This window comes from Bradyrhizobium sp. (assembly GCF_030697065.1).
GTDB lineage: Bacteria > Pseudomonadota > Alphaproteobacteria > Rhizobiales > Xanthobacteraceae > Bradyrhizobium.
The window spans coordinates 25,696-49,503 of sequence record NZ_JAUYQU010000171.1 but is presented as its reverse complement, the minus strand read 5'-3'; the positions used below and the strand labels follow the sequence as shown (position 1 = coordinate 49,503).

The window sequence follows — 23,808 nt, the reverse complement described above, 5'->3', positions numbered from 1 at the left end:
TTCCCATGATCACGGGGCTCGACCACATCGTCGTGCTGGTGCGCGATCTCGGAGCCGCGGAAGCGGCCTATCAAATCCTGTTTGCGCGCACGCCGGCGTGGCGTAACAGCGGCGACGGTGCCGACCGCGTGCTGTTCACGCTCGACAACATGACGCTGGAGCTGATGGCGCCGTCCGGCGAGGGCGCCACCGCGGACCGGATTCGCAACGTCATCGCACAACAGGGCGAAGGGCTGGCCAGCCTGTGCTTCCGCAGCAATGATATCGACAGGATGCATCGCCGGCTGGAGCGGCTGTCGCTCAAACCCGAGCCGGTCGCGGAAGCCGACAGCCAGGATACCGAGACCGGCGCCACCCTGTCGTGGAAGCGGACCCGGGCTGCGACCGATGCCACCCGCGGCGTCCGGCTGTTCTTCCTCGAATTGCCCAGGGAGCGCCCGCTGTCGGTGCGCACCGAGGTCGCCTCGATCACCGCGATGGACCATGTCGTGGTCGCGACCGGGGATCCCGAACGGGCGGCCGCGCTATACGGCGCGCGGCTCGGGCTCGACATGCGGTTCGACCGTTCGCATCCGGACTGGGGCCGGCTGATGTTCTTTCGCTGCGGCGACCTCGTTGTCGAGATCGTACACCGGCCCGGCAAGGACCTCGATGCCGCGCGTGACCGGCTGTGGGGCCTGAGCTGGCGCGTCGCCGATGCCGAGGCGACGCGCGCCCGGCTCGCCGCCGCGGGCGTCGAGGTCTTCGAGGTGCGCACCGGCCGCAAGCCGGGAACGCGGGTGCTCACCGTGCGCAGCGGCACCTGCGGCATCCCCACGCTGCTGGTGGAGCGAACGGCGGCGGTGTGAACGTCACCGTCATGGCAAGGAGTCGCAGGGGACGAAGCGATTCAGCTTGCTGACTGTTGCGAGAAAGCTGGATTGCTTTGCTTCGCTCGCAATGACGGTTGTGCTACATCCGCAATCAACTCTCACCGAGACACCTGACTTGGCCAAGACAACGCAATCTCCGAAATGGCAGCGCGATCCCGCGGGTATGCGGCTTCGCATTCTCGAGGCCGCCAAGCAGGAATTTGCCGCCCATGGCCTGGCCGGCGCGCGGGTCGACCGCATCGCGGCCAATGCCGGCGCCAACAAGCGCATGCTGTATTACCACGTCGGCAAGAAGGACGATCTCTACCTCGCGGTGCTCGAAGGCGCCTATGAGCAGATCCGTGCCGAAGAGCGCGGGCTCGATCTCGAACATCTCGACCCGCCCGACGCGATCGAGCGGCTGATCGGCTTCACCTGGAATTATTTCATCCGCAATCCGGAATTCCTCGCGCTCCTGAACACCGAGAACCTCGCCAAGGCGCGGCACCTGAAGCGATCGACCAAGGTCAAATCGATGCACTCGCCATTCGTCGAGATGATCCGAACCGTGGTGAGGCGCGGCGTCGAAAGCGGCGACTTCAAGGTGGCGGTGGACCCGGTGCAGCTCTACATTTCGATCGCTGCGCTGGGCTTCTTCTATCTGTCGAACTCGGCGACGCTGAGCTTCATTTTCGGCCGCGACCTGCTCAAGCAGGAAGCCAAGGACGAACGGCTGGCGCATATGGTGGCGCTGGTGCTGGCGGCGCTGACCGGGAAATCGGCGGCCAGCTTCGGCAGGGGCAAGGCGCCGAAGCTCCGCGCGCCGGCCCGGCAGCCGGCGTGAATTCGGGCGGGCAGGACCCGGAACGAGACCGGTTCCGCGCCGTTAACATTACGCCTTAACCAAACGTTAATTATGTATTTGTGGGCGCGGGAGGTCCGGCCTAGCGTTCTCCGGGGGGCTGCCGGGGTGTGAACAGTCAGGTGAGTGTCATGGCGTATCGAATGTACCGGACCTTGATCGGGCCTCTCGGGCTCGCAGTGATGATGTTTGCGGCGAACGACGCCTTCGCCCGCTCAGCGCAAGCAACCCCTCGCGCAGGCGTGGCTTCGGCGCATTCGATGCCCCGTCCCCCTTTCGTCGGGCATCACCGGCGCAGCCATCCGGGGGCGTTCTGGCCGGCCGCCGGCGGCTACTATTACGGGCCGCCGTCCCATAGCGAGCCCTTGGCGGCTGATGTCAATCAATCGATCACCGGCGACATCCGCTACACCTACACCCAGGACGTGCCCTGGGATTGGCCGCACCGGTTTCCGCCGATGGTCGCGCCTTCCGACCGTCCCTATGTGCAGAGTTGTCCAGCGGAGACCGTCACCGTTCCCGGCCGCAACGGCAAGGAGCGGACCGTCAATATCATGCGCTGCTACTAGCGGCGCGCCGGCACGGCGATCGAACAGCTCAGCAACCCGTCATACCCCGCGCAAGGCGGGGTATCCAGCACGCCGGGGCCTCGCGTTCGCTGACGACTCCGGTGATACTGAATCCCCGCCTGCGCGGGATGACAGTTGAAGATTTAATCCTGCCATTCTCGACCCCGTCAGCAGTTGATCCGGTTCGACATATGGGCATGCGTGCCCCATCCTGAAGGAGACTGTGTTTCAGTGCCGGGCCTCGCCAATTGAACTCCAAAACCCCCTAGACAGTATTTATCCAACAAGTTAATTTATCCGACAAAGGGCGAGACGAACGGTCAGGGAGCGAAGCGTGGTGGAGCCGAAAGGCCCGGGAAGGCCGGGTTCGATCGCGGCGATCTGCAACTTGCCGCTGCCGCGCTCGCTCGACGCCATGGCCGATCCCGTCTTCACCGAGCCGGTGCAGCGCATCCGCAGGCATTTCTTCACCCAGAGCACGCTGGACTAAGGGGCAGGGACATCATGCCGCCACGTATCGCCGTGCGGGACATTTCATTCTTCGAGCGCCCGATCGCGTTTGCCAAGCCGTTCCGGTTCGGCAGCGCGGTCATTACTTCTTCCGTGCAGGTCTTCGTGCGCGCCGCGATCGAGATCGAAGGCCGGGGTACTGCGATCGGCGCCGGCGCCGAAATGATGGCCTCGAAATGGTTCGACAAGCGCGCGCATCTTTCGCCGCAACAGACCGTCGATGGATTGCGCCGCGCATTGGCGATCGCGCGCGAGCTTTATCTGTCGAGATCCGGGTTCGATACCGCATTCGGGCACCATGCCGCCGTCATCGCCGCGCAGGTCGAGGCCTGCGCGAAAGAGGATATCCCGCCGCTTGCTGCCGGTTTCGGGCCGGCCGAAATCGACAAGGCGATCCTGGATGCGTTGTTGCGCGGAACTGGCGCGAACTTCTTCGACGGCATGGCGCAAAATATCGCCGGGATCGATGCGCGGCTGTCGCCTGACATCGGCGACAACGACATCTCGCAATTTCTGCGCGGAAGCCAGCGGCTGGAGCGCGTCGCGGTCCGGCATACCGTCGGCATGGACGACCAGATCGAAGGCGGGGGCGGCGTCGCCGACCCGCATGAGAACGCCGGCGCCCGCTATTTCAAGCTCAAGCTCAACGGCGATCCCGAAGCCGATGCGGCGCGGCTGATCCGGATCGGCAATGAACTGGCGACGCTGCCGCATGACTACAGCGTCACGCTGGACGCCAACGAGCAGTATGCCGACCTGATGGCCCTTGGCGCGCTGGTCGAGCGGCTCGACACCGATGCCGCCTTGGGACCGATCGCGGCAAACCTGCTGTATATCGAGCAGCCGATGCCGCGCGACAGCTTCAGGCAATCGCCGCTCGGTCTACTGGCCCGGCGCGACATCATCATCGACGAAGCCGATGATTCCTATGACGCCTTCCCGGCGGCCCGCGCGCTCGGCTATCGCGGCATCTCCTCGAAATCCTGCAAGGGGATCTACAAGTCGATCGTCAATGCCACGCGTGCCGCCAAATGGAGCGCGGATGGCGAGCGTTTCTTCATCTCGGGCGAGGACCTGACCTGCCAGGCCGGCCTCGGCGTGCAGCAGGATCTGGCACTCGGCGCGCTGATCGGCGTCACCCATGCCGAGCGAAACGGCCATCATTACGTCGACGGGTTCGCCGATACCCCGGTGGCCGAGGCGGAAGCGTTTCTGTCGGCGCATCCCGACCTCTACAGGCGCGACGGCGAAAGGATACGGCTGTCGATCCATGACGGCGATCTGCTGACGGGATCGCTGACGGCACCGGGCTTTGCCTCGAAAGTCCACCCGGAGTGGAAGGCGCTGGCGCCGCTTCAACAAGCAAGAGCAAGAACCCTGCAGGAGCAATCCATATGACGACGCACCGCCTCGGCGTGATCATGAACGGTGTCACCGGCCGCATGGGGCTGAACCAGCACCTGATCCGCTCGATCGTCGCGATCCGGGATTCCGGCGGCGTGCGCCTGAGCAATGGCGATCGCATGATGCCGGATCCGATTCTGGTCGGCCGCGACGCCGGGAAAATCGAGGGACTGGCCAAACGCTTCAACGTGACGCGCTGGACCACGGACCTCGATGCCGCCCTGCGGGACGAGAGCGATACCATTTTCTTCGACGCCGCGACCACGCAGGCGCGGCCCTCGCTGCTGACCAGGGCGATCCATGCCGGCAAGCACGTCTATTGCGAGAAGCCGATCGCGACCAACCTCGACGAAGCCCTTGATGTGCTCAAGCTCGCCGCCGCCAGGGGCGTCAAGCATGGCACCGTGCAGGACAAGCTGTTCCTGCCGGGCCTGAAGAAGCTGGCCTTCCTGCGTGACTCCGGCTTCTTCGGCCGCATCCTCTCGGTGCGCGGCGAATTCGGCTACTGGGTGTTCGAGGGCGACTGGCAGGAGGCGCAGCGGCCGTCGTGGAATTATCGCAGCGAGGACGGCGGCGGCATCATTCTCGACATGGTCTGCCACTGGCGCTACGTGCTCGACAACCTGTTCGGCGAGGTCGAAAGCGTCAGTTGCCTCGGCACCACCGATATTCCCGACCGCTGGGACGAGAAGGGCCAGAAGTACAGGGCGACGGCGGACGATTCCGCCTACGCCACCTTCAAGCTCAAGGGCGGCGTCATCGCGCATATCAACATGTCCTGGGTGACGCGGGTCTACCGCGACGACCTCGTCACCTTCCAGGTCGACGGCGTCAACGGCTCGGCGGTGGCAGGGCTATCCGACTGCGTGATCCAGGCCCGCCAGGCCACGCCGCGACCGGTATGGAACCCGGACGAGAAGCGCACCCACGATTTTTATGCCGACTGGCAGAAGCTGCCGGACAACACCTCCTACGACAACGGGTTCAAGGAGCAGTGGGAAATGTTCATCCGTCATGTCTGTGAGGACGCGCCTTACAAGTTTACGCTGCTGGAAGGCGCCAAGGGCGTGCAACTCGCCGAATGCGCGCTGCAGAGCTGGCGCGAACGGCGCTGGGTCGATGTCGCGCCGATCAAGGTGTGAGGAGAGGATCATGAACAAGCCGGTTATGCCGCTCTCGTCGTATCAGTTGAAGCTGCCGAAAGCGGATCGCGGCATCGAAACCTATCGCCTCGCGGCGTCGCGCAGGTTTCCTGCGAAGCTTCAGGGCACGTTGAACCGCGTGGCGTTCTCCGCGGCGCATGTAGTTTCCGATCCGCTCGCCGACGTCGATCCGTGGCTTGTTTCGGCGGTCGATTGGGACCGCACCATTGCCTTCCGCGAGCATATCTGGGACCTCGGCCTCGGCGTCGCCGAAGCCATGGACACCGCGCAGCGTGGCATGGGGCTGGACTGGCCGACCTCGCTGGAATTGATCCAGCGCTCGGTGCGCGCAGCGAAGGCGAGGGGCGGCGCGCTGGTGTTTTCCGGCGCCGGCACCGATCACCTCGCGGTGGAAGATGCGAAGTCCATCGACGATGTCATCCGCGCCTATGAGGAGCAGATCGCGGCGATCGAAATGGCCGGCGGCCGGATCATCCTGATGGCGTCGCGGGCGCTGGCAAAGCTCGGCCGCAGCGCCGACGATTATGCGAGGGTTTATAACCGCGTGCTGTCGCAAGTCCGCCAGCCCGTGATCATCCACTGGCTCGGCGACATGTTCGATCCCGCGCTGGCAAATTACTGGGGCACGGACAACCTCGACACCGCGATGGATATCGCGGTCGGCATCATCAACGCCAACGCCAACAAGGTCGACGGCGTCAAGGTCTCGCTGCTCGACAAGCAGCGCGAAATCGACATGCGCCGCCGGCTCGACAACAATGTGAAGATGTATACCGGCGACGATTTCAATTACGCCGAACTGATCGCCGGCGACGACCAGGGCTTTTCCCACGCGCTGCTCGGCATCTTCGACGCCATCGCGCCGGCGGCGTCCTACGCGCTGTCGCGGCTTTCGGCCGGCGACGAGGCCGGCTTCCACGACGTGCTGGGGCCGACGGTGCCGCTGTCGCGCCACATCTTCAAGGCGCCGACCCGGTTCTACAAGACCGGCATCGTGTTCATGGCCTTTCTCAACGGCCATCAGGATCACTTCACGATGGTCGGCGGGCAGGAGAGCACGCGCTCGACGCTGCATCTGGCCGAGCTGTTTCGCCTGGCCGACCAGGCAGGATTGCTTTCCAACCCGGAAATGGCGACGCGGCGGATGAAAACGGTACTGGCGCTGCGCGGCATCGAGGCGTGATGCGGGATTTTTCGGCCGATCATCGCTGGCTGTCGCTCAACACGGCGACCGTCCGCAAGCAGGGCGATCTGCTCGACATCATCGACGCCTGCGCACGGCATGGCATCCGCGCCATCGATCCGTGGCGCGACCAGGTCGCGGCGGTCGGGCTCGATCGGGCGGCGCGGGCGGTGCGCGACGCCGGGCTCGATCTGACGGGCTATTGCCGCGGCGGCATGTTCACGGCTGATACCGCGCATCGCGCCGAGGCGCGCGACGATAACCGCCGCGCGGTCGACGAGGCCAAAGCGCTCGGCGCGCCCTGCATCGTGCTGGTGGCCGGCGGCCTGCCGCAATATTCGCGGCCCGGCAGCGCGGTGTCGAAGGACATTGCAGGCGCACGCAGCCAGGTCGACGACGCCATTGCGGAGATGATGGAATACGCCACACAGGCAAGAATGCCGCTGGCGATCGAGCCGCTGCATCCCGCCTATGCCGCCGACCGCGCCTGCGTCAACACGACGAAACAGGCGCTCGATATCTGCGACCGGCTCGATCCCGACCGCACCGGCGCGCTCGGCGTCGCGCTCGATGTCTATCACATCTGGTGGGATCCGGAATTGCTGCCGCAGATCGCGCGCGCCGGCAAGGACCGGCTGCTGGCGTTTCACGTCTGCGACTGGCTGGTGCCCACCCGGGACATCCTCAACGACCGCGGCATGATGGGCGACGGCGTGATCGACATCAAGTCGGTGCGGGCCGCGGTCGAGGCACAGGGGTTCGCCGGCTATTCCGAGATCGAGATCTTTTCCCACGACTGGTGGGAAAAGCCGATCGACGAGGTGTTGCGGACCTGCATCGAGCGGCATCGCTCGGTGGTGTAAGCTTTTTTTGCTCCCCTCCCTCCACGCGCCCTTGCGCGTGGCGGGGAGGGGTCGGGGGTGGGGGGCATCTCGGCGAATTCGCTGACAGTTGCATTCGACGATCGACCCCCCACCCCCGACCCCTCCCCACCGCTTCGCGGGAGGAGGGGAGAAAATAACCGCACGCTCTATCATTATTCTGCATTGGGGCATTGCCGTCGCAAGCCGCCCCCGGCCCTTGCGGTTCGTCGAAACCTTGTTGATATCAGTTGGGCCGACGAAATCGTCCCTTGCCTGGAGCCAAACCGATGACCGAGCCATCAGAATATACGCCGCCAAAAGTCTGGACCTGGAACAAGGAGAGCGGTGGAAAATTCGCCGGCATCAACCGTCCCATCGCAGGCGCAACCCACGACAAGGAATTGCCGGTCGGGCGCCATCCGCTGCAACTTTATTCCCTGGCGACGCCCAACGGCGTCAAGGCGACCGTCATGCTGGAGGAGTTGCTGGCGCTCGGCCACAAGGGCGCGGAGTACGATGCCTGGCTGATCAAGATCGACGGCAACCAGTTCGGCAGCGGTTTCGTGGCGGTCAACCCGAATTCCAAGATCCCCGCGCTGATGGACCGCAGCGGTCCGAAGCCGATCCGGGTGTTCGAGTCCGGCGCCATCCTGGTGCATCTGGCGGAAAAATTCGGGGCGTTGCTGCCGACCGAGGTCGCCGCTCGCGCGGAATGCCTGTCGTGGCTGTTCTGGCAGATGGGAGCCGCGCCCTATCTCGGCGGCGGGTTCGGGCATTTCTATGCCTACGCCCCGGGCAAGATCGAATACGCCATCGACCGCTTTGCCATGGAGGTGAAGCGTCAACTCGACGTGCTCGACCGGCGCCTTGCGGAGAGCGAATATCTCGCGGGCAAGGATTATACGATCGCCGATATCGCGGTCTGGCCCTGGTACGGCGGCCTGGTCAAGGGCGTGCTGTACGGCGCCGGCGAATTCCTCGATGTGCAGTCATACAGGAATGTGCAGCGCTGGGCCGACGCCATCGCCGCGCGTCCCGCCGTGCAACGCGGCCGCATGGTCAACCGCACCTGGGGCGAGCTCTCAAGCCAGTTGCACGAACGGCATGAGGCGAGCGATTTCGAGACGAAAACGCAGGACAAGGTCGAGGGTGCGGCGGCTGCGGCCGGGGCGTGATGGATGTGGGATTGGCCGATCAGGGTGTCGGCGGCACCCGGCCGTGCCCGGTGCGGTCGAATTCCGTGATCATCTTCGGCGGCTGCAATTTTCGCCGGTATTCCGCGGGACCAATGCCGGCCAGCCGCCGGAACAGCCGGCGGAACGACGACGCATCCTCATAGCCGACCTCGCGGCCGATGGCCTCGACGGCCGTGCTGGTGGTTTCCAGCAGTTGCTTGGCTTCCTCGATCCGCAAGGCCTGAATATAGGCCAGCGGCGAATAGCCGGTGGCGGTTCGAAAGCGCCGGTCGAAGCTCCGCTTCGCCAGGCCGGATTGCCGGACCAGATCGCCCACGACATCGGCCTTGTGATAGTTCTCCGCGATCCATTGCTGCGCGCGCTCGATCGCGGCGTCGCCGTGGTTGACGTTCTGGATCAGGCTCGCATAGGGCAACTGTCCGTCGCGGTGCCACTGATACAGGAACAGTTTCGACAGCCGGATGGCCTCGGCGGTGCCGGCGAACTTGGCCACCAGCAGCAGCGCCAGATCCTGCCATGACGATGCGCCACCGGAACAGACGATGCTGTGGCCATCGCCGGCCTGAACGATCAGTCGGTCGGCGTGCAGCGTCACGTCGGGATACTGGTCCTTGAACAGCGCGGCATAGCTCCAGTGCGTCGTCGCCGCTTCGCCTCCCAGAAGACCGGCTTCGGCGAGCACCAGCGACCCGCCGCAGGCCGAATAAAGTGCTGCGCCCTGGCCATGCATCGCCTTGATCCAGTCCAGCAACCTGCGATCCAGTCCACGCAGGGCGGCCGCCGACTGCACCATCACGTTCGGCACGAACACGACGTCGGTCCGGTTGACCTCGTTGATGCCATCCTGCGGAACGATGCTGACGCCGGTCACGAGCTGCATGGGCTGCTTCGAGGTCGACACGATGCGCGGGTTGAAGACCGGATCGTCTTCCTTGTCGCTGACAAAGCGGCCCGCTGCCCACAGCGTGTCGAATATGCCGTAGACGATCGACGGATCGCATTCGGGGAAGACCACCAGGCTCACATGCACTTGATCTCGCGTGGATGTATTTCGCATCGATTTGGCTCATTCGCCCCGGAAGCGGCCATTTTGCCACTCACGAAGGGCGGCGGCCAGCCCTATCAGGACGACCAAACGACGCATTGGGCGCGCGCGTTCGAGCCGGGGAACGGATTCGAAAGGTCAAGTTCGATGTGCCAAAGCAAGAGCTTCTACGATCGTCATATTTCGCCGAGGCTGGTCCATGCTGGCTGCAGCGTCGAGGAGTTCGCAGCGATGCGTAGGCGGATCGTGCCGCGCGCCCGGGGAATCGTGGTCGAGGTCGGTTTCGGCTCCGGCCTCAATTTGCCCTATTACGATCCGAGGCGTGTCGACCTCTTGATCGGCATCGAGCCCGATCAGGCGATGATCGACCTGGCACAGGAAGAGCTCGAAAAGATGGCCTTTCCGGCCGAATTGCGGCAAGGCGTCGGCGAGCAGTTGCCGCTGAGGGACGCCATGGCCGACACGGTCGTGGTGACCTACGCGTTTTGCACCATTCCCGAACCGGCCAGGGCACTCGGCGAGATCCGCCGGGTGCTCAAGCCGGGCGGCTCGCTGCTGTTTTGCGAACATGCCGGTGCCGACGGATGGCGGGGAAGCCTGCAGCGCGGTTTGAACGGCGCCTGGAGCGGATTGTTCGGCGGCTGCAACCTGACGCGCGATCCGGTTTCAGCCATCGAAGCCGCCGGCTTTACAACGGATGACGTGGTCATCGAGCGCTTCTCGCTGCCACGGGTGATGCTTGGCATGCATTATTCCGGCGCGGCACGGGTGCGGCGCGAAAACACCGATGACGTTGTGTCAGAGAAGCGGGAAGAGCAAGGCGCGGGTTAGGACCTGCGCTTTCCTGTCCCTTTCAACTTCAACCTTTCGTGCACGGCGTGCCGGCGGGAAGCGTGACGCCGCCGAGCTCGACCGGCTCGACGGTCATGCGGTTGCCGAGCAAGTTCGATCTCTCGAAACGCAGGATCTCCTCGACCGCGGTCTTGATGTGTGGAAAATGTTTCGGCGTTGTGAAGGTGGGCGAGCCAGACGTGGCTAATCCGCGAATTCCGCAATGCTCGCGGCCGCATCGAGCATCGGCTGTTGACTGACGGTAATGAGGCCAGGTCCCGGCCTGTCGATGTCCTGGATCAAGAAGATCACGATCGAGACTAGCGCGCCCATTGTATAAATCGGCAGCCGCGAGCGCTGTGCGTCCAGCCCGGCAGCATAGCCGGCAAAGGCGCTTGCGACGATTGCAAGGCCATACAGGGCTGTCAGGACCGTGTTCGGCACGCGGTTGAGAAAAACGGCGTGCCGCGCTTCATGTCTGTCGAACATCTCGTTCAGCGCCTGTATGAAGAGTCCCGTTGGAACCATTGCGTTGTTCTTCACAGCTACCGCCTTGGCCTGCTGCCAAAGAGCCTCCTGGATGGCCCTCGACCGGGAAATCGCGGCAGCGTTCTCTTTTGGAGGCAGCACCCGTCGTGTGATTTCCAGCCGAACCTGTACGTACTCGCGCAACAGCTTGATACATTCAGTGCTGTGTGGTGCGGGGAGCAGACGCGCACGTGACGCGGTGGTGCTGATCGCATTCGCTTCGTTCAGCACGGCGCCGCGCCGTTGCTCGAATCCTGATAAGGCCATCGCGAAGGTGAATCCGATCATCAGCGCCAGAAGCCCCAGTATCGAGCCTTCCAATGTCGAAATATTCTGCCGACTTCGCCTACTGTTGAGCAGGCCAAAACGACGACCGATCTCGCTGGCCGTGAGGATGCCGACGATGCTGGCGAAAAATATAAGCGATAGTGGATAGGCGGCGAAGTCCATCCCAGAAGTCCCCCGCGACGAACCTACTCTGAAAGGGTCATGTAGGCCAACCGCCGCGCTAGCCCACCGTGCACGGCACGCTCAGAAACCCGCGAAACCGGGCGCGGCCGCCGCGCACCGGGGCGCCGTTGAGCGCGTAATCCGGAAATCGCGCCAGGAACCGCGAGATCGCGATCGCGCCTTCGAGCCGGGCCAGCGCCATGCCGGCGCATTGATGCGCGCCGGTGGCGAAGGCGAGATGGCGGTTCGGGGTGCGGCCGATATCGAGGGTTTCCGGATCGGAAAATTGCTGCGGATCGCGGTTGGCGGCACCGATGCACAGCGTTACCGGGGTGCCGGCAGCAAGCGTGACGCCGCCGAGTTCGACTTGTTCGGTCGTCATGCGGTTGCCGAGTTGGTTCGAGCTTTCGAACCGCAGGATTTCCTCGACCGCTGACTTTATCAGGTCGGGATGTTCGATCAGCCGCTGCTTCTGCTCGCGGTTGCCCGACAGCGCCACCAATCCGTTACCGATCAGGTTGGTGGTGGTCTCATGGCCGGCGTTGAGCAGGAAGATGCAGTTGTGCAGCAGTTCCTTCTCCGTCAATCGCTCGCCATTGTCCTCGCCCTGAATGAGGCGGGTCAGCACGTCGCGCTCGGGGTTGCCCGGTCTGGCCCGGCGGCGCGCCACCAGGGTTTCCAGATAGCCGAGAAAATCCGTCACCGCCTGGTTGCCGCGGGCAAAAACCCCAGGGGAGATCACCGGCTCGAGCGCGCCCAGAATCGCCAGCGACCAGTCGCGCAGGGGACCGCGTTCCGCTTGCGGCACATCCAGGAGATTGCCGATCACCTCGATCGGGATCGCGGCGGCAAAGTCGTCGATCAGATCGACGCTGCCCTTGGCGGCGAGCGCGTCGATCAGCCGGTCCACCAGCGCGATCAGGTCGGGCTCCATGCCGGCGATGGCGCGCGGCGACAGCGCGCCCATGATCAGCCGGCGTACCCTGGTGTGCGCGGGCGGGTCGTTGAAGACGAGGCTGGTGGTGTGGTGCTCGTAAAGCGGCGTATCGCCGTATTTCGGGAAAAACTCCTTCCGCTTGTCGGAAGAGAAAAGCCTGGTGCTTTTGTAGGCGCTGACAAGATCGTCGTAGCGGGTCAGAAACCAGGAGCCGTTTTGCATGCGCTTGACGGGCTCATGCTCGCGCAGGGCGCGATAGGTCGGATAGGGGTCGGCATAAAATTCGCCCGTCAACTTCTCGATATCGAACCCCGCTGCCAGCGCCCGCGCATCCGCACCCATGCTGCCATCCCCCTTTGGTGAGACCGATATGCCGTTTTGGCTCTTTCGCAAAATCCGGCGGCCTCTATTGTTCCGCTTCCGGCGTGATGGGTTCCATCCAGCGGCAACCCTCCACTGGACCGCGTGCACCGCAGCATTACGCTTGACTTTTGCGGAGGTGAGTGCTTACTCACAAGATGAGTACTCCCTTGCGCATGACCAGCGACCTGAGGCGGCAGCTAATCCTCAGCGCCGCCAAGCGTTGCTTTGCCCGCCACGGCTTCGCCGGGACCACGACCAAAAGCGTGGCCGCGGCCGCCTCTATCTCGGAAGGACTCCTGTTCAAGCATTTTCCGTCCAAGGCGGCGCTGTACGCCGAGATCCTGGCGGAGGAGTGCGAGGCCGATCCCGACCTGCTGCATCTGCTCGGGCTGGAACCGTCGACCGCGACCCTGGTCGAACTGGTCCGCGGCATGGTCGAGCATTTCGTGCAGATGACGGACGATGAGCAGGAGGCGCAACGCCTCCGGCTCATGACCACCAGCCATCTCGACGACGGCGAATTCGTCCGGCTGCTTTACGGCAAGGTCAGCGAACTGATCGGGCCGGTGTTCATCACATCGCTCGAGCGGGCCGTCGAGGCGGGCGAGGCGTCGCGGATCGGAAGCGAGCCGCTCAACCTGTTCTGGTTCGCGCATCACACCGTGCTGATGGCGGCGCTGTCGCGGCTTCCGGCCGTGCCCTGTCTCACCTACGGCAATGCGGCCGATCTCGAACGGCAACTTTGCGAATTCATTCTCCGCGGAATTGGACTCAACGAAGCCGCAATTGCTTCTCATTTGGACCGCGAAAGGCCGCCGGCTCCGGGGCAATCGGTTACTGCAGAAAGCGCATGACATGAACATCGTGACTGAACCGAATATCGCCGGCAAGCCGATCGTCGAGAAGCCGCAGAAGCGTCCGGTGCGCATGGTGCGCTGGTTCATCATCGTCGGGCTGCTGCTGACGCTGCTGGTCGGCGGCCTCGTCTGGTTCAACTGGTTTCGCGGCAAGATGATCGCGCAGTTCTTCGCCACCATGAAGCCGCCGCCGATCAGCGTCACCGTCGCCGAGGCGAAATCCGAGGTGATTCCGAACCTGCTCAAGGCGGTCGGCGATCTCGCCGCCGTGCATCAGGTCAACGTCACTTCCGATGTCAATGGGCGCATTACCGAGATCATGTTCACCCCGGGCTCAACGGTGAAGGCCGGCGCGCCGCTGATCCAATTGTTCGACGGCCCCGAGCAGGCGGACCTCGCAAGCTTCAAGGCGCAGGCTACCGTGGCGCAACTGTCGCTGGAGCGCGCCAAGCAGCTTGCGTCGCGTCAGTTCGGCCCGCAGGCGACGGTGGATACCGCGCAGGCGGCCTATGACCAGGCCCAGGCCGGCATCGCCAGGACCGAGGCGATCATTTCACAGAAGCTGGTGCGCGCGCCGTTCGACGGTGATCTCGGCGTCCGCAGGGTCGAAGTCGGACAGTATCTCACCGCGGGCACGCAGATCGTGTCGCTGACCGATCTGTCGAACCTCTTTGCCAATTTCACGACGACGGAAAAGGACAGCGGGCTGCTCAAGGTCGGGCAGACCGTGCGGATCGTGGTCGATGCCTATCCCGGCAAGACCTTCGAGGGCAAGATCACCACCATCGAGCCGCAGATCAGCAGCGATACGCGCAATATCCGCGTTCAGGCCACCATCGCCAATCCCGATCGCATCCTGAAACCAGGCATGTTCGCGACCACGACGGTCGTGCTGCCGGACAAACCCGCCGTTGTCACCGTGCCGGAAACGGCGATCGATTACACGCTCTATGGCGATTCGGTCTATCTGATCACGGAAAAGAAGGCCGATGACGGCAAGGTTAGCCTGACGGCCGTCCGTACCTTCGTGCGCACCGGCGATCGTGTCGACGGGCGCGCCGTCATCGCCTCCGGCGTGAAGCCCGGCGATCGCGTGGTGGCGGTCGGGCAGCTCAAGCTGCAATCCGGTGCGGCGGTTGCCATCTCGCCAGACCCGCCGCCGCCGATCCCGGCCACGGCGCCGCGCAACTAGGCCATTCTGCGCGGGTCTGAGGGTCCGCAAACAAAATTCGACCACGGAGCGCCTGTAATGGCTTTTACCGATATCTTCATCAAGCGCCCCGTGCTGTCGCTGGTCGTCAGCCTGCTGATCCTGCTGATCGGCTTCAAGGCCGCGACATCGCTGCCGATCCGGCAATATCCCAAGCTGTCGAACACCGTGATCACGGTGACGACGGTCTATCCCGGCGCGTCGCCGCAATTGATGCAGGGCTTCATCACGACGCCGCTCGAGCAGGCGGTGTCGTCGGCCGAAGGCGTCGACTACGTCACCTCGTCCTCGACCCAGGGCCAGAGCCTGATTTCGGTTTACGTCAAGCTGAACTTCGACCCCAACCAGGCGCTGACCGAAGTGATGGCGAAGGTGAACTCGGTCAGGTATCTGATTCCGCGGGAGGCCAACGATCCGGTCATCGTCAAGACGACCGGGCAGACCACGGCGGTGATGTATCTCGGGTTCTCCAGCGATGAACTCTCGGGATCGGCGATATCGGACTACCTGACTCGCGTGGTGCAGCCGATCCTGTCCACCGTCGATGGCGTGGCATCGGCCGACATTCTCGGCGGACAGACCTTCGCGATGCGGATCTGGCTCGACCCCGCGCGGATGGCCGGACGCGGCGTTTCGCCGGAGGACATCGCGGTCGCGATCCGGGCGAACAATTTCCAGGCCGCCGCGGGCCAGGCCAAGAGCTATTTCATCGTCTCCAACGTAACGACCAACACCGACCTGCAGAATGTCGAGCAGTTCAAGCGCATGACCGTCAAGGCCAAGGACGGCGGCTTCGTGCGGCTGGAAGACGTCGCCACGGTCGAACTGTCGGCGCAAAGCACCGACGCCAGCGTCGCCTTCTCCGGCGAGCGCGCGATCTTCATCGGCGTGCAGGCGACGCCACAGGGCAATCCGCTCAACATCGTCACCGGCGTCCGCGCGCTGTTTCCGGAACTCGAGCGCAATCTGCCGCCGTCGCTCAAGATGAAGGTCGCCTACGACTCCACCAAGTTCATTCGCTCCTCGATCGACGAGGTGCAGATGACGCTGATCGAGGCCGTCGGCATCGTGGTCGTGGTGATCTTTTTGTTCCTGGCCTCGTTCCGCTCGGTGATCATTCCGGTCGTCACCATTCCGCTGTCGCTGATCGGCGTCTGCAGCCTGATGCTGGTGATGGGATTCAGCATCAATCTGCTGACGCTGCTGGCCATGGTGCTGGCGATCGGGCTCGTGGTCGACGACGCCATCGTGGTGGTGGAGAATATCCACCGCCATCTCGAGGAGGGCAAATCGCCGGTGCAGGCTTCGTTGCAGGGCGCGCGCGAGATCGTTGGCCCGGTGATTTCGATGACCATCACGCTGGCCGCGGTCTATGCGCCGATCGGTTTCCTCGGCGGCCTCACCGGTTCGCTGTTCCGCGAATTCGCCTTCACGCTGGCGGGAGCGGTGATCGTTTCCGGCGTGATCGCGCTGACGCTGTCGCCGATGATGTGCTCGGTGCTGCTCAAGCATGGGCAGAGCGGCTGGTTCGCGCAGAAAGTCGACAAGGTATTCGGAGCCAGCACGCGCTGGTACGGCAGGCAGCTCGACCGGTCGCTGGACTATCGTCCGATCACCGCGATGTTCGCGGTGACGATCCTCGGTCTGGTGGTGTTTCTCTATCAGAACACCCCGAAGGAGCTGGCGCCCGAGGAGGATCAGGGCATCGTGTTCGCGGTCGTCAAGGCGCCGAAATACGCCAATATCGATTACACCGATTTCTACAGCAGCAAGATGGACAAGGTGTTCGCGGCGTTTCCCGAGACCGACCTGCGCTTCGTGATCAACGGCACCGCCGGCCCCAGCAACGGCATCGCCGGCATGCTGCTGAAGCCGTGGGACGAACGCGAGCGTTCCTCGCTCAAGCTGAAGCCGCTGGTGCAGGCCGAGTTGAGCAAGATCGAAGGCGTCAACGCGTTCGCGTTCAACCTGCCGCCATTGCCCGGCGGTCCGGGCGGCTTGCCGATCCAGATGGTGATCAACTCCACCAACGGCTACCAGGCGATCTACGAGGAGATGGTGAAGCTGAAGGACGCCGCGCGCAAGAGCGGGCTGTTCATCGTCGCCGACAGCGATCTCGACTTCAACCAGCCGGTGGTGCGGGTGAAGATCGACCGCTCCAAGGCCAACGACCTCGGCATCACCATGGCCCAGGTGGGCACGACGCTGTCGACGCTGCTCGGCGGCAATTACACCAACCGCTTCAACCTCGAGGGGCGATCGTACCAGGTGATCCCGCAGGTGCCGCGCGGGCAGCGTCTGTCCCCGGAGTCGCTGGCGAATTTCTACGTGCCGACGTCCACGGGCCAGCAGGTGCCGCTGTCGACGGTGGTGTCGATCGAGACCGCGACCGATCCCAATGCGCTGACGCATTACAACCAGTTGAACGCCGCCACCTTCCAGGCGGTTCCGATGCCGGGCGTGACCGTCGGTCAGGCGGTGGACTTCCTCGAGGGGCAGGCCAAGAACCTGCCGGCCGGCTACAGCCACGACTATCTGGCGGACAGCCGGCAATATGTGCAGGAGGGCAACCAGCTCGCCATCGCCTTCGGCTTCGCGCTGATCATCATTTTCCTGGTGCTGGCGGCGCAGTTTGAAAGCCTGCGCGACCCCCTTGTGATCCTGATCAGCGTGCCGATGGCGATCTCGGGTGCGTTGGTGCCGTTGTTCTTCGGCCTCGCGACCATCAACATCTATACCCAGGTCGGGCTGCTGACCCTGATCGGACTGATCAGCAAGCACGGCATCCTGATGGTCGAGTTCGCCAACGAACTGCAGCTGAAGGAAGGGCTCGACAAGCGTTCGGCGATCGAGATGTCGGCACGGGTCCGGCTCCGTCCGATCCTGATGACCACGGCGGCGATGGTGACGGGCCTGCTGCCGCTGCTGACGGCATCGGGCGCCGGTGCGGCGAGCCGGTTCTCGATCGGTCTGGTCGTGGTGTCCGGCATGATGATCGGCACGCTGTTCACGCTGTTCGTTCTCCCCGCGGTCTATGTGGCGATCGCCACCGATCACCGCGCCAGCGCCGAATCCGATCGCACCCGGGAGATCGAGGAATTCGATCTCGGTTCGAAGGCGCTGAAGACGACCTGATCAGGCCCTATTCCCTGTGCGGCAGCGGACTGACGTCCGCTGTCGCTTTCGTTTTGCCCCGTGCTATCGTGCTTCAGCGCAGGGACGCCGGGAGCGTCCGCATGCAGCATGGAAAGCACCCAGGGGGCAACCGACATGACGCAAGAGTTTCCGGCCGGCAATTACAGCTTCATCCCGGCGGTGTTTCAGTATTCGAGCGGTGCTGCCGCCAGCCCCGGTTATGAGGTCGAGCGCGTGCGCTTCGACAAGATGCCGCCGCTGGCCGAAGGTTTTGCGCTGATCAAGCAATATATCGAGGATGCGGGACGGCCGCTGACATCGTTCTGCGCCTGCGAACTGCGCTCGCCGGCGGCGTTCACCGAGGACGGTTTCCTGAAGTTCAACCAGCACTACGTCAAGACGCTGGCGGAATGGGGCCTGTTCGACGGAACCACCAATCCGGTGGCGCGCAGCAATGTCTGTCCGGAGATCGATCCGCCCGCCGAGCCGTCGTTCTTTGCCTTCTCGTTCACGCGCCCGAGCGGCAACCCCGGCCCGAGTTTCGTCATCGCCGGCGGCGCCGAATCCCGTGGAGGACCGGGGACCTATCCCGAGCGCACCGTGCGCTACCGCGACGTCAGCCCGGACGGTTTGAAGGAAAAGGTCCGCTTCACCGTCGCCTCGATGGAGGCCCGTCTCGGCGCCTTCGGATTCGGCTGGAAGGAAACCACCGCGGCGCAGGCCTATACCGTGCACGATTTTCATCCGGTCATCGCCGATGAACTGGTCCGCCGCGGCGTGATGCGCTCCGGCCTGATCTGGCATTTTGCGAGGCCGCCGGTGATCGATCTCGAATACGAGATGGATTGCCGAAGGGTTCTGCGGGAGATGGTGATTTGAGCCGCAGCGCTTTTCTTCCCTCCCCCGCAAGCGCGGGAGAGGGGGCGCAGTGTGCGCGTTGCGGGATTATGCCTGACTTCTACCGTCCCGCCGCGTAACCCTGCATTCCCCTCGGATTGGCGGCGGCGCGGCGGCGGCGGCCGAGTTTCGAGGCGGCGGTGAGGCGGCCCTCCGACCAGGCGGGGCCGGTCTCGACGATATGGCCGCGACCCTGCAGGACATCGATGGTTGCCTTCGGCACGCGGTCTTCCACCACCAGCACGCCGGGCCGCGAGGTGCGCGGCCAGAACGAAATCGGGAAATGCTCGGAATGCCACGCCGGCGCGTCGATGGCTTCCTGCAGATTCATGCCGGCGTGGACGTGGCGCAGGAAGAATTGCGTGGTCCACTGGTCCTGCTGGTCGCCGCCGGGCGAACCCCAGGCCATATAGGGTTCGCCGTCGCGCAGGCACATGGTGGGCGAGAGCGTGGTGCGCGGGCGCTTGCCCGGCGCCAATGCGGCGGGGTGATTGTCCTCGAGCCAGAACATCTGGGCGCGGCTGCCGAGGCAGAAGCCGAGTTCGGAGATTACCGGCGACGACTGCAGCCAGCCGCCGGACGGCGTCGCCGAGATCATGTTGCCGGCCTGGTCGATGATGTCGAAATGCACGGTGTCGCCGCGCACCTCGCCGAAGCGGCCGACGGTCGGCTCGCCCGCGCCCATCGCGCCGACCGCCTCGCGCTGGCCTTCCTGGCGGCGCAGCTTTACCACCGAGCCGAAGCCTTCCACCGAGCCGGGCAGGAAATCGAGCGAGGCATTGTCTTTCGAGATCAGCTTGCGGCGCTCGTCATTGTAGGCGTCCGACAGCAGCGTCGCGATCGGGATCTCGCTGAAGTCGGGATCGCCGTAAAACTTCTCGCGGTCGGCAAAGGCCAGCTTGGCGGCCTCGATCTGCCGGTGAATGAACTCGGGACCGGCGGGATCGAGCCCGTCCAGTTCAAACCCCTTCAGCAGCGCGAGCTGCTGCAGCATCACGGGGCCCTGGCTCCAGACCCCGGGCTTGCAGACGGTGTAGCGGCCATAATCGTAGGTCAGCGGCGCCTCGACCGAGGGCTGCCAGCGCGCCATGTCGTCGCCACGCAGCACGCCCCTATGCGGCGAGCCGCTGACGTCCATGATGTCCTGGGTGCGGCAGAACCTGTCGATGGCCTCGGCGACGAAACCTTTCGACCATGCCCGCCGCGCCGCTTCGATCTGCGCGACGCGGTCGCTGCCGGCGCTTTCGGCTTCCTTCAGGATGCGGGCGTAGGTTTCCGACAGCGTCCTGTTGGTAAACAGCGTGCCGGGTCTCGGCACCTCGTTGTTGGGCAGGTAGACCGCGGCGGAAGTCTTCCAGTGCGTGCGGAACATGTTCTCGACGGTCTGGATGGTCGCGGCGGCGCGCTCCACCAGCGGGTAGCCGTCGCGGGCGTATCCGATCGCGGGCTCCAGCACGTCGCGCAGCCGCAGCGTGCCGTAGTCGCGCAGCAGCAGCATCCAGGATTCGAAGGTGCCGGGCACGCAGGCGGCCAGCAGCCCGGTGCCGGGCACCATGTCGAGGCCTTCGCTGCGGTAATGCGCGATGGTGGCGCCTGACGGGGCAGGGCCCTGTCCGCAGATCACCTCGGTGCGCGCGCGGCTGACGTCGTGGACGATGATCGGCACGTCGCCGCCCGGGCCGTTCAGATGCGGCTCCACCACCTGCAGCGTGAAGGCGGTGGCGACGCCGGCGTCGAAGGCGTTACCGCCCTTCTCCAGAATGCCCATCCCCACCGCGGTGGCGATCCAGTGGGTGGAGGTCACGACCCCGAAAGTGCCTTCGATTTCCGGTCGGGTGGTGAAGGGATCGGGATTGATGTTGCTCATGGGAATCCAGATTTACGGAGATCGCGGGGTGCTGCGCACTTGACCACAGCAGGGACGGCCTGCCAACCAAGCCGGCGCGCATTGCTGCTCCCATGATCAGGCTGGCGCGGCGGCGCCGGCCGGATCGTTGACGGCGTGGCAGGCAACCCCGTCGATCAGCGCGGGGGCCTGCCTGCGGCAGAGGTCGAACACCAGCGGACAGCGTGGGTTGAAGGCGCAGCCGGGCGGCGGATCGATCGGATTGGGAATTTCGCCCTGCACCGGAATCCGCTGGCGGCCGGACATTGCGAGATCGGGAACCGCGCCCAGCAACATTTTGGTGTAGGGCATTCGCGGGTTGCTGAAGAGTTCGCGGCCCTCGGCGATTTCGACGATGCGGCCGAGATACATCACGCCGATGCGGCTCGCCATGTGCCGGACCACAGCGAGATTGTGGCTGATGAAGAGATAGGTGAGACCGAACTTGTCCTGCAGGTCGCGCATCAGATTGAGGATCTGCGCCTGCACCGAGACATCGAGCGCCGAGGTCGGCTCGTCGCAGACGATGAACTCGGCTTCCGACGCCAGCGCGCGGGCGATGGCGATGCGCTGCCGCTGCCCGCCGGAGAATTCGTGCGGGTACTTCCAGCCGTCGTCAGCATGCAGCCCGACCAGCGACAGGAGTTCGCCGACCCGCGCCTGGATATTGCGCTCGCCTTCGATCAGGTCGAAGGCGCGGATCGGCTCAGAGACGATGGCGTCGACCCGGAAGCGCGGATTGAGGCTGGCATAGGGATCCTGGAAGATCATCTGGATGCGGCGGCGCAGCTGCTGGCGTGCCTGCATTTGCCTGGCGGCGCTCATCGACACGCCGTCGATGATGACTTCGCCCGAACTCGGCGGCAGCAGACCGACCACCATGCGGGCGACGGTGGTCTTGCCGGAGCCGGATTCGCCGACCAGCGCAAAGGTCTCGCCCTTGCGGATGTCGAAGGTGACGCCGTCCACCGCCTTGAGGAATTCCAGATGGCCGCCCTCGAGCACCCGGTTGAGCCAGGGTTTCGAGACGTCGAACTCACGACGCAGGTTCCTGACGTCGATGAAGGGGGCTGTGGTCATGCCGCGGTTTCCGTCGCGGCGGTGTCGTAGAGGTGGCAGGCCACGGCCTGGGTGCCGTGCCGGATCGGTTCCGGCCGCTCGATCCGGCAGCGGTCGAACACGAAGGCGCAGCGCGGATTGAACGGGCAACCCGGCGGGATCGCCGACAGCCGCGGCATCGAGCCCGGGATCTGGACCAGCCGGTCGGTGTCGCTGGCGAGCGTCGGGATCGCGCCCATCAGGCCTTTGGCATAGGGATGCAGGGGGTTCTGCACCACGTCCCGCACCGGGCCGATCTCGGCGATGCGGCCGGAATACATCACCGCGACACGGTCGGAGGTCTCCGCGATCACGCCCATGTCGTGGGTGACCAGCATCACCGCTGTGCCGTGATCGCGCCCGAGACGCTTGATCAGCGAGATGATCTGGGCCTGCACCGAAACGTCGAGCGCCGTGGTCGGCTCGTCGGCGATGATCAGTTCCGGCTCGGCGCAGATCGCCAGCGCGATCACGACGCGTTGGCGCATGCCGCCGGAGAATTCATGCGGATAGGCGTCGATGCGTTTCTCCGGAGCGGGAATGCCGACCTCGGCCAGCAGGTCGATGGCGCGCTTGCGTGCTGCCGTTTCCGACAGGTTGAGATGGGTCCTGATGGTCTCGACCAGCTGGTCGCCGATCCGGTACAGCGGGTTGAGGCTGGTCAGCGGGTCCTGAAAGATCATGCCGATGCGCTTGCCCCGGATACGGCGCAATTCCTCCGGCGGCAGATTGTCGATCCGCATGCCCGACAGGTAGATCTCGCCGCCGGCAATGCGGCCGGGCCGGTCGATCAGGCCGATCACCGCGAGGCCGGTGACGGATTTCCCGGCGCCGGATTCGCCGACCACGCCCAGCACTTCGCCCTTGGCGATGTCGAACGACACCCCGTCGATGGCGCGCAGGGTGTCGCGGCGGGTGACGAACTCCACCTTCAGATTGCGCACGGAGAGAACCGGCTCGGTCATGCGATCACGGGCATGGGGATGGCAGCGTACCTCATCGGAGTTTCGGGTTGAGCGCGTCGCGCAACCAGTCGCCGAGCAGGTTGATCGCCAGGATCAGCGACGCCAACGCGAGGCCCGGAAACGCCACGATCCACCACTCGCCCGCGAACAGGTAATTGTTGCCGATTCGGATCAGGGTGCCGAGCGAGGGCATGGTGTCGGGCATGCCGGCGCCCAGGAACGACAGCGTCGCCTCGGTGATGACGGCGAGCGCGAGGTTGATGGTGGCGATCACCAGGATCGGTCCCATCGCGTTGGGCAGCACGTGACGCAGCATGATCACGGGGGCGGGCAGGCCGATCAGCTGCGCCGCCGCCACGTAATCCTTGTTCTTCTCCACCATGACCGAGCCGCGCACGGTGCGGGCATACTGCACCCAGAAGCTCAAGCCGATCGCGAACACCAGCACGCCCAGCGTGCTGGTGGCATCGAGGCTGTTGCCGAATACCGACTTGACCACGCCGTTGATCAGGAGCGCGATCAGGATCGCTGGGAAAGTCAGCTGCACATCGGCGATCCGCATGATCAGGCCGTCGACGGCGCCGCCGACATAGCCCGCGATCAGTCCGAGGACGATGCCGAGCGTGCCGGAGAACAGCACGCCGAGCACGCCGACCGTTAGCGAGATCCGCAAGCCGTAGAGGATGGCGGAAAACACGTCGCGGCCCTGCTCGTCGGTGCCGAGCAGGAAGGGGCTTTGTCCCTCCGCGGTCCACAGCGGCGAGATCCGCGAATTCATCAGTTGAAGCTGCGCCGGATCGAACGGATTCTGCACGGCCAATAGCGGCGCCAGGATCGCCAGCAGAAAGAACAGCAGGGTCACGGCGGCCGCGACCATCGTCATCCGCGATCGCCGGAACGAATAGAACACGTCGCTGTCGAGGGCGCGCCTGAGCCAGCCGCTGCCGGCATGCGGGCGCGGCATGCTCGGTTCGACGGGTTGCGGCACGACGGCGTCGCTCATCAT

General features: G+C 64.6%; 20 protein-coding genes and 1 pseudogene. 14 read left to right on the top strand and 7 right to left on the bottom strand.

The features are described 5' to 3' along the window. Positions 1-5 precede the first annotated feature (5 nt). From Q8R73_RS13510 to yghU, 9 genes and pseudogenes are all read left to right on the top strand, one after another. A complete protein-coding gene (locus Q8R73_RS13510) occupies positions 6-848 on the top strand; it encodes a VOC family protein (protein ID WP_305720048.1) in 843 nt (280 codons plus the stop codon). Between the two features lie 187 nt (positions 849-1,035). Next, positions 1,036-1,695 carry a TetR family transcriptional regulator gene (locus Q8R73_RS13505; RefSeq protein WP_371126095.1) on the top strand — a complete coding sequence of 220 codons (660 nt, stop codon included), beginning with the start codon at positions 1,036-1,038 and terminating at the stop codon, positions 1,693-1,695. A 278-nt stretch (positions 1,696-1,973) separates the two neighbouring features. After that, on the top strand, positions 1,974-2,282 hold the full coding sequence (locus tag Q8R73_RS13500) for a hypothetical protein (protein ID WP_371126093.1): 309 nt from the start codon (positions 1,974-1,976) through the stop codon (positions 2,280-2,282). A gap of 358 nt (positions 2,283-2,640) precedes the next feature. Further along, positions 2,641-2,772: pseudogene (locus tag Q8R73_RS13495) on the top strand (ABC transporter ATP-binding protein); the annotation flags it as partial. 14 nt (positions 2,773-2,786) lie between these two features. Next, the gene (locus tag Q8R73_RS13490; RefSeq protein WP_305720044.1) at positions 2,787-4,190 is read left to right on the top strand and encodes a hypothetical protein; all 1,404 of its coding nucleotides are present in this window, start codon (positions 2,787-2,789) and stop codon (positions 4,188-4,190) included. Beyond that, complete coding sequence (locus Q8R73_RS13485) at positions 4,187-5,338, top strand: Gfo/Idh/MocA family protein (RefSeq protein WP_305720043.1); 1,152 nt, start codon at positions 4,187-4,189, stop codon at positions 5,336-5,338. Before Q8R73_RS13490 ends, Q8R73_RS13485 begins: the two co-directional genes overlap by 4 nt. Positions 5,339-5,348: 10 nt before the next feature. After that, positions 5,349-6,542: a dihydrodipicolinate synthase family protein gene (locus Q8R73_RS13480; protein WP_305720042.1), complete on the top strand. Its 1,194-nt coding sequence runs from the start codon at positions 5,349-5,351 to the stop codon at positions 6,540-6,542. Then, the gene (locus Q8R73_RS13475) at positions 6,542-7,405 is read left to right on the top strand and encodes a sugar phosphate isomerase/epimerase (protein WP_305720041.1); all 864 of its coding nucleotides are present in this window, start codon (positions 6,542-6,544) and stop codon (positions 7,403-7,405) included. Before Q8R73_RS13480 ends, Q8R73_RS13475 begins: the two co-directional genes overlap by 1 nt. Positions 7,406-7,692: 287 nt before the next feature. Beyond that, a complete protein-coding gene (gene yghU / locus Q8R73_RS13470; RefSeq protein WP_305720040.1) occupies positions 7,693-8,580 on the top strand; it encodes a glutathione-dependent disulfide-bond oxidoreductase in 888 nt (295 codons plus the stop codon). 19 nt (positions 8,581-8,599) lie between these two features. Here yghU and Q8R73_RS13465 read toward each other — a convergent pair whose 3' ends face one another. Next, on the bottom strand, positions 8,600-9,658 hold the full coding sequence (locus Q8R73_RS13465) for a GlxA family transcriptional regulator (RefSeq protein ID WP_305720039.1): 1,059 nt from the start codon (positions 9,656-9,658) through the stop codon (positions 8,600-8,602). 219 nt (positions 9,659-9,877) lie between these two features. Between Q8R73_RS13465 and Q8R73_RS13460 the strand changes: the two genes are divergently transcribed. After that, positions 9,878-10,477: a class I SAM-dependent methyltransferase gene (locus Q8R73_RS13460; protein WP_305720038.1), complete on the top strand. Its 600-nt coding sequence runs from the start codon at positions 9,878-9,880 to the stop codon at positions 10,475-10,477. Positions 10,478-10,681: 204 nt separating this feature from the next. Here Q8R73_RS13460 and Q8R73_RS13455 read toward each other — a convergent pair whose 3' ends face one another. Next, positions 10,682-11,455 (bottom strand): hypothetical protein, encoded by a 774-nt coding sequence (locus Q8R73_RS13455; protein WP_305720037.1) that lies wholly within the window; start codon positions 11,453-11,455, stop codon positions 10,682-10,684. Between the two features lie 58 nt (positions 11,456-11,513). Continuing rightward, complete coding sequence (locus tag Q8R73_RS13450; protein ID WP_305720036.1) at positions 11,514-12,734, bottom strand: cytochrome P450; 1,221 nt, start codon at positions 12,732-12,734, stop codon at positions 11,514-11,516. A gap of 194 nt (positions 12,735-12,928) precedes the next feature. Here Q8R73_RS13450 and Q8R73_RS13445 point away from each other — a divergent pair, with 194 nt between their 5' ends. The 4 genes from Q8R73_RS13445 (at position 12,929) to Q8R73_RS13430 (ending at position 18,836) form a co-directional block, all read left to right on the top strand. Next, on the top strand, positions 12,929-13,609 hold the full coding sequence (locus tag Q8R73_RS13445; protein ID WP_305720047.1) for a TetR/AcrR family transcriptional regulator: 681 nt from the start codon (positions 12,929-12,931) through the stop codon (positions 13,607-13,609). A gap of 1 nt (position 13,610) precedes the next feature. Beyond that, the gene (locus tag Q8R73_RS13440; protein ID WP_305720035.1) at positions 13,611-14,804 is read left to right on the top strand and encodes an efflux RND transporter periplasmic adaptor subunit; all 1,194 of its coding nucleotides are present in this window, start codon (positions 13,611-13,613) and stop codon (positions 14,802-14,804) included. 57 nt (positions 14,805-14,861) lie between these two features. Then, complete coding sequence (locus tag Q8R73_RS13435) at positions 14,862-17,957, top strand: MexW/MexI family multidrug efflux RND transporter permease subunit (RefSeq protein WP_305720034.1); 3,096 nt, start codon at positions 14,862-14,864, stop codon at positions 17,955-17,957. 135 nt (positions 17,958-18,092) lie between these two features. Continuing rightward, a complete protein-coding gene (locus Q8R73_RS13430; protein ID WP_305720033.1) occupies positions 18,093-18,836 on the top strand; it encodes a hypothetical protein in 744 nt (247 codons plus the stop codon). A 79-nt stretch (positions 18,837-18,915) separates the two neighbouring features. Here Q8R73_RS13430 and Q8R73_RS13425 read toward each other — a convergent pair whose 3' ends face one another. The 4 genes from Q8R73_RS13425 to Q8R73_RS13410 form a co-directional block, all read right to left on the bottom strand. Next, positions 18,916-20,721 carry a gamma-glutamyltransferase family protein gene (locus Q8R73_RS13425; protein ID WP_305720032.1) on the bottom strand — a complete coding sequence of 602 codons (1,806 nt, stop codon included), beginning with the start codon at positions 20,719-20,721 and terminating at the stop codon, positions 18,916-18,918. Between the two features lie 96 nt (positions 20,722-20,817). After that, positions 20,818-21,819: an ABC transporter ATP-binding protein gene (locus Q8R73_RS13420; RefSeq protein ID WP_305720031.1), complete on the bottom strand. Its 1,002-nt coding sequence runs from the start codon at positions 21,817-21,819 to the stop codon at positions 20,818-20,820. Beyond that, positions 21,816-22,802: an ABC transporter ATP-binding protein gene (locus tag Q8R73_RS13415; RefSeq protein ID WP_305720030.1), complete on the bottom strand. Its 987-nt coding sequence runs from the start codon at positions 22,800-22,802 to the stop codon at positions 21,816-21,818. Before Q8R73_RS13415 ends, Q8R73_RS13420 begins: the two co-directional genes overlap by 4 nt. Positions 22,803-22,833: 31 nt before the next feature. Beyond that, entirely contained in the window at positions 22,834-23,805 is a 972-nt protein-coding gene (locus Q8R73_RS13410; protein WP_305720029.1) for an ABC transporter permease, read from the bottom strand. Positions 23,806-23,808: the final 3 nt, after the last annotated feature.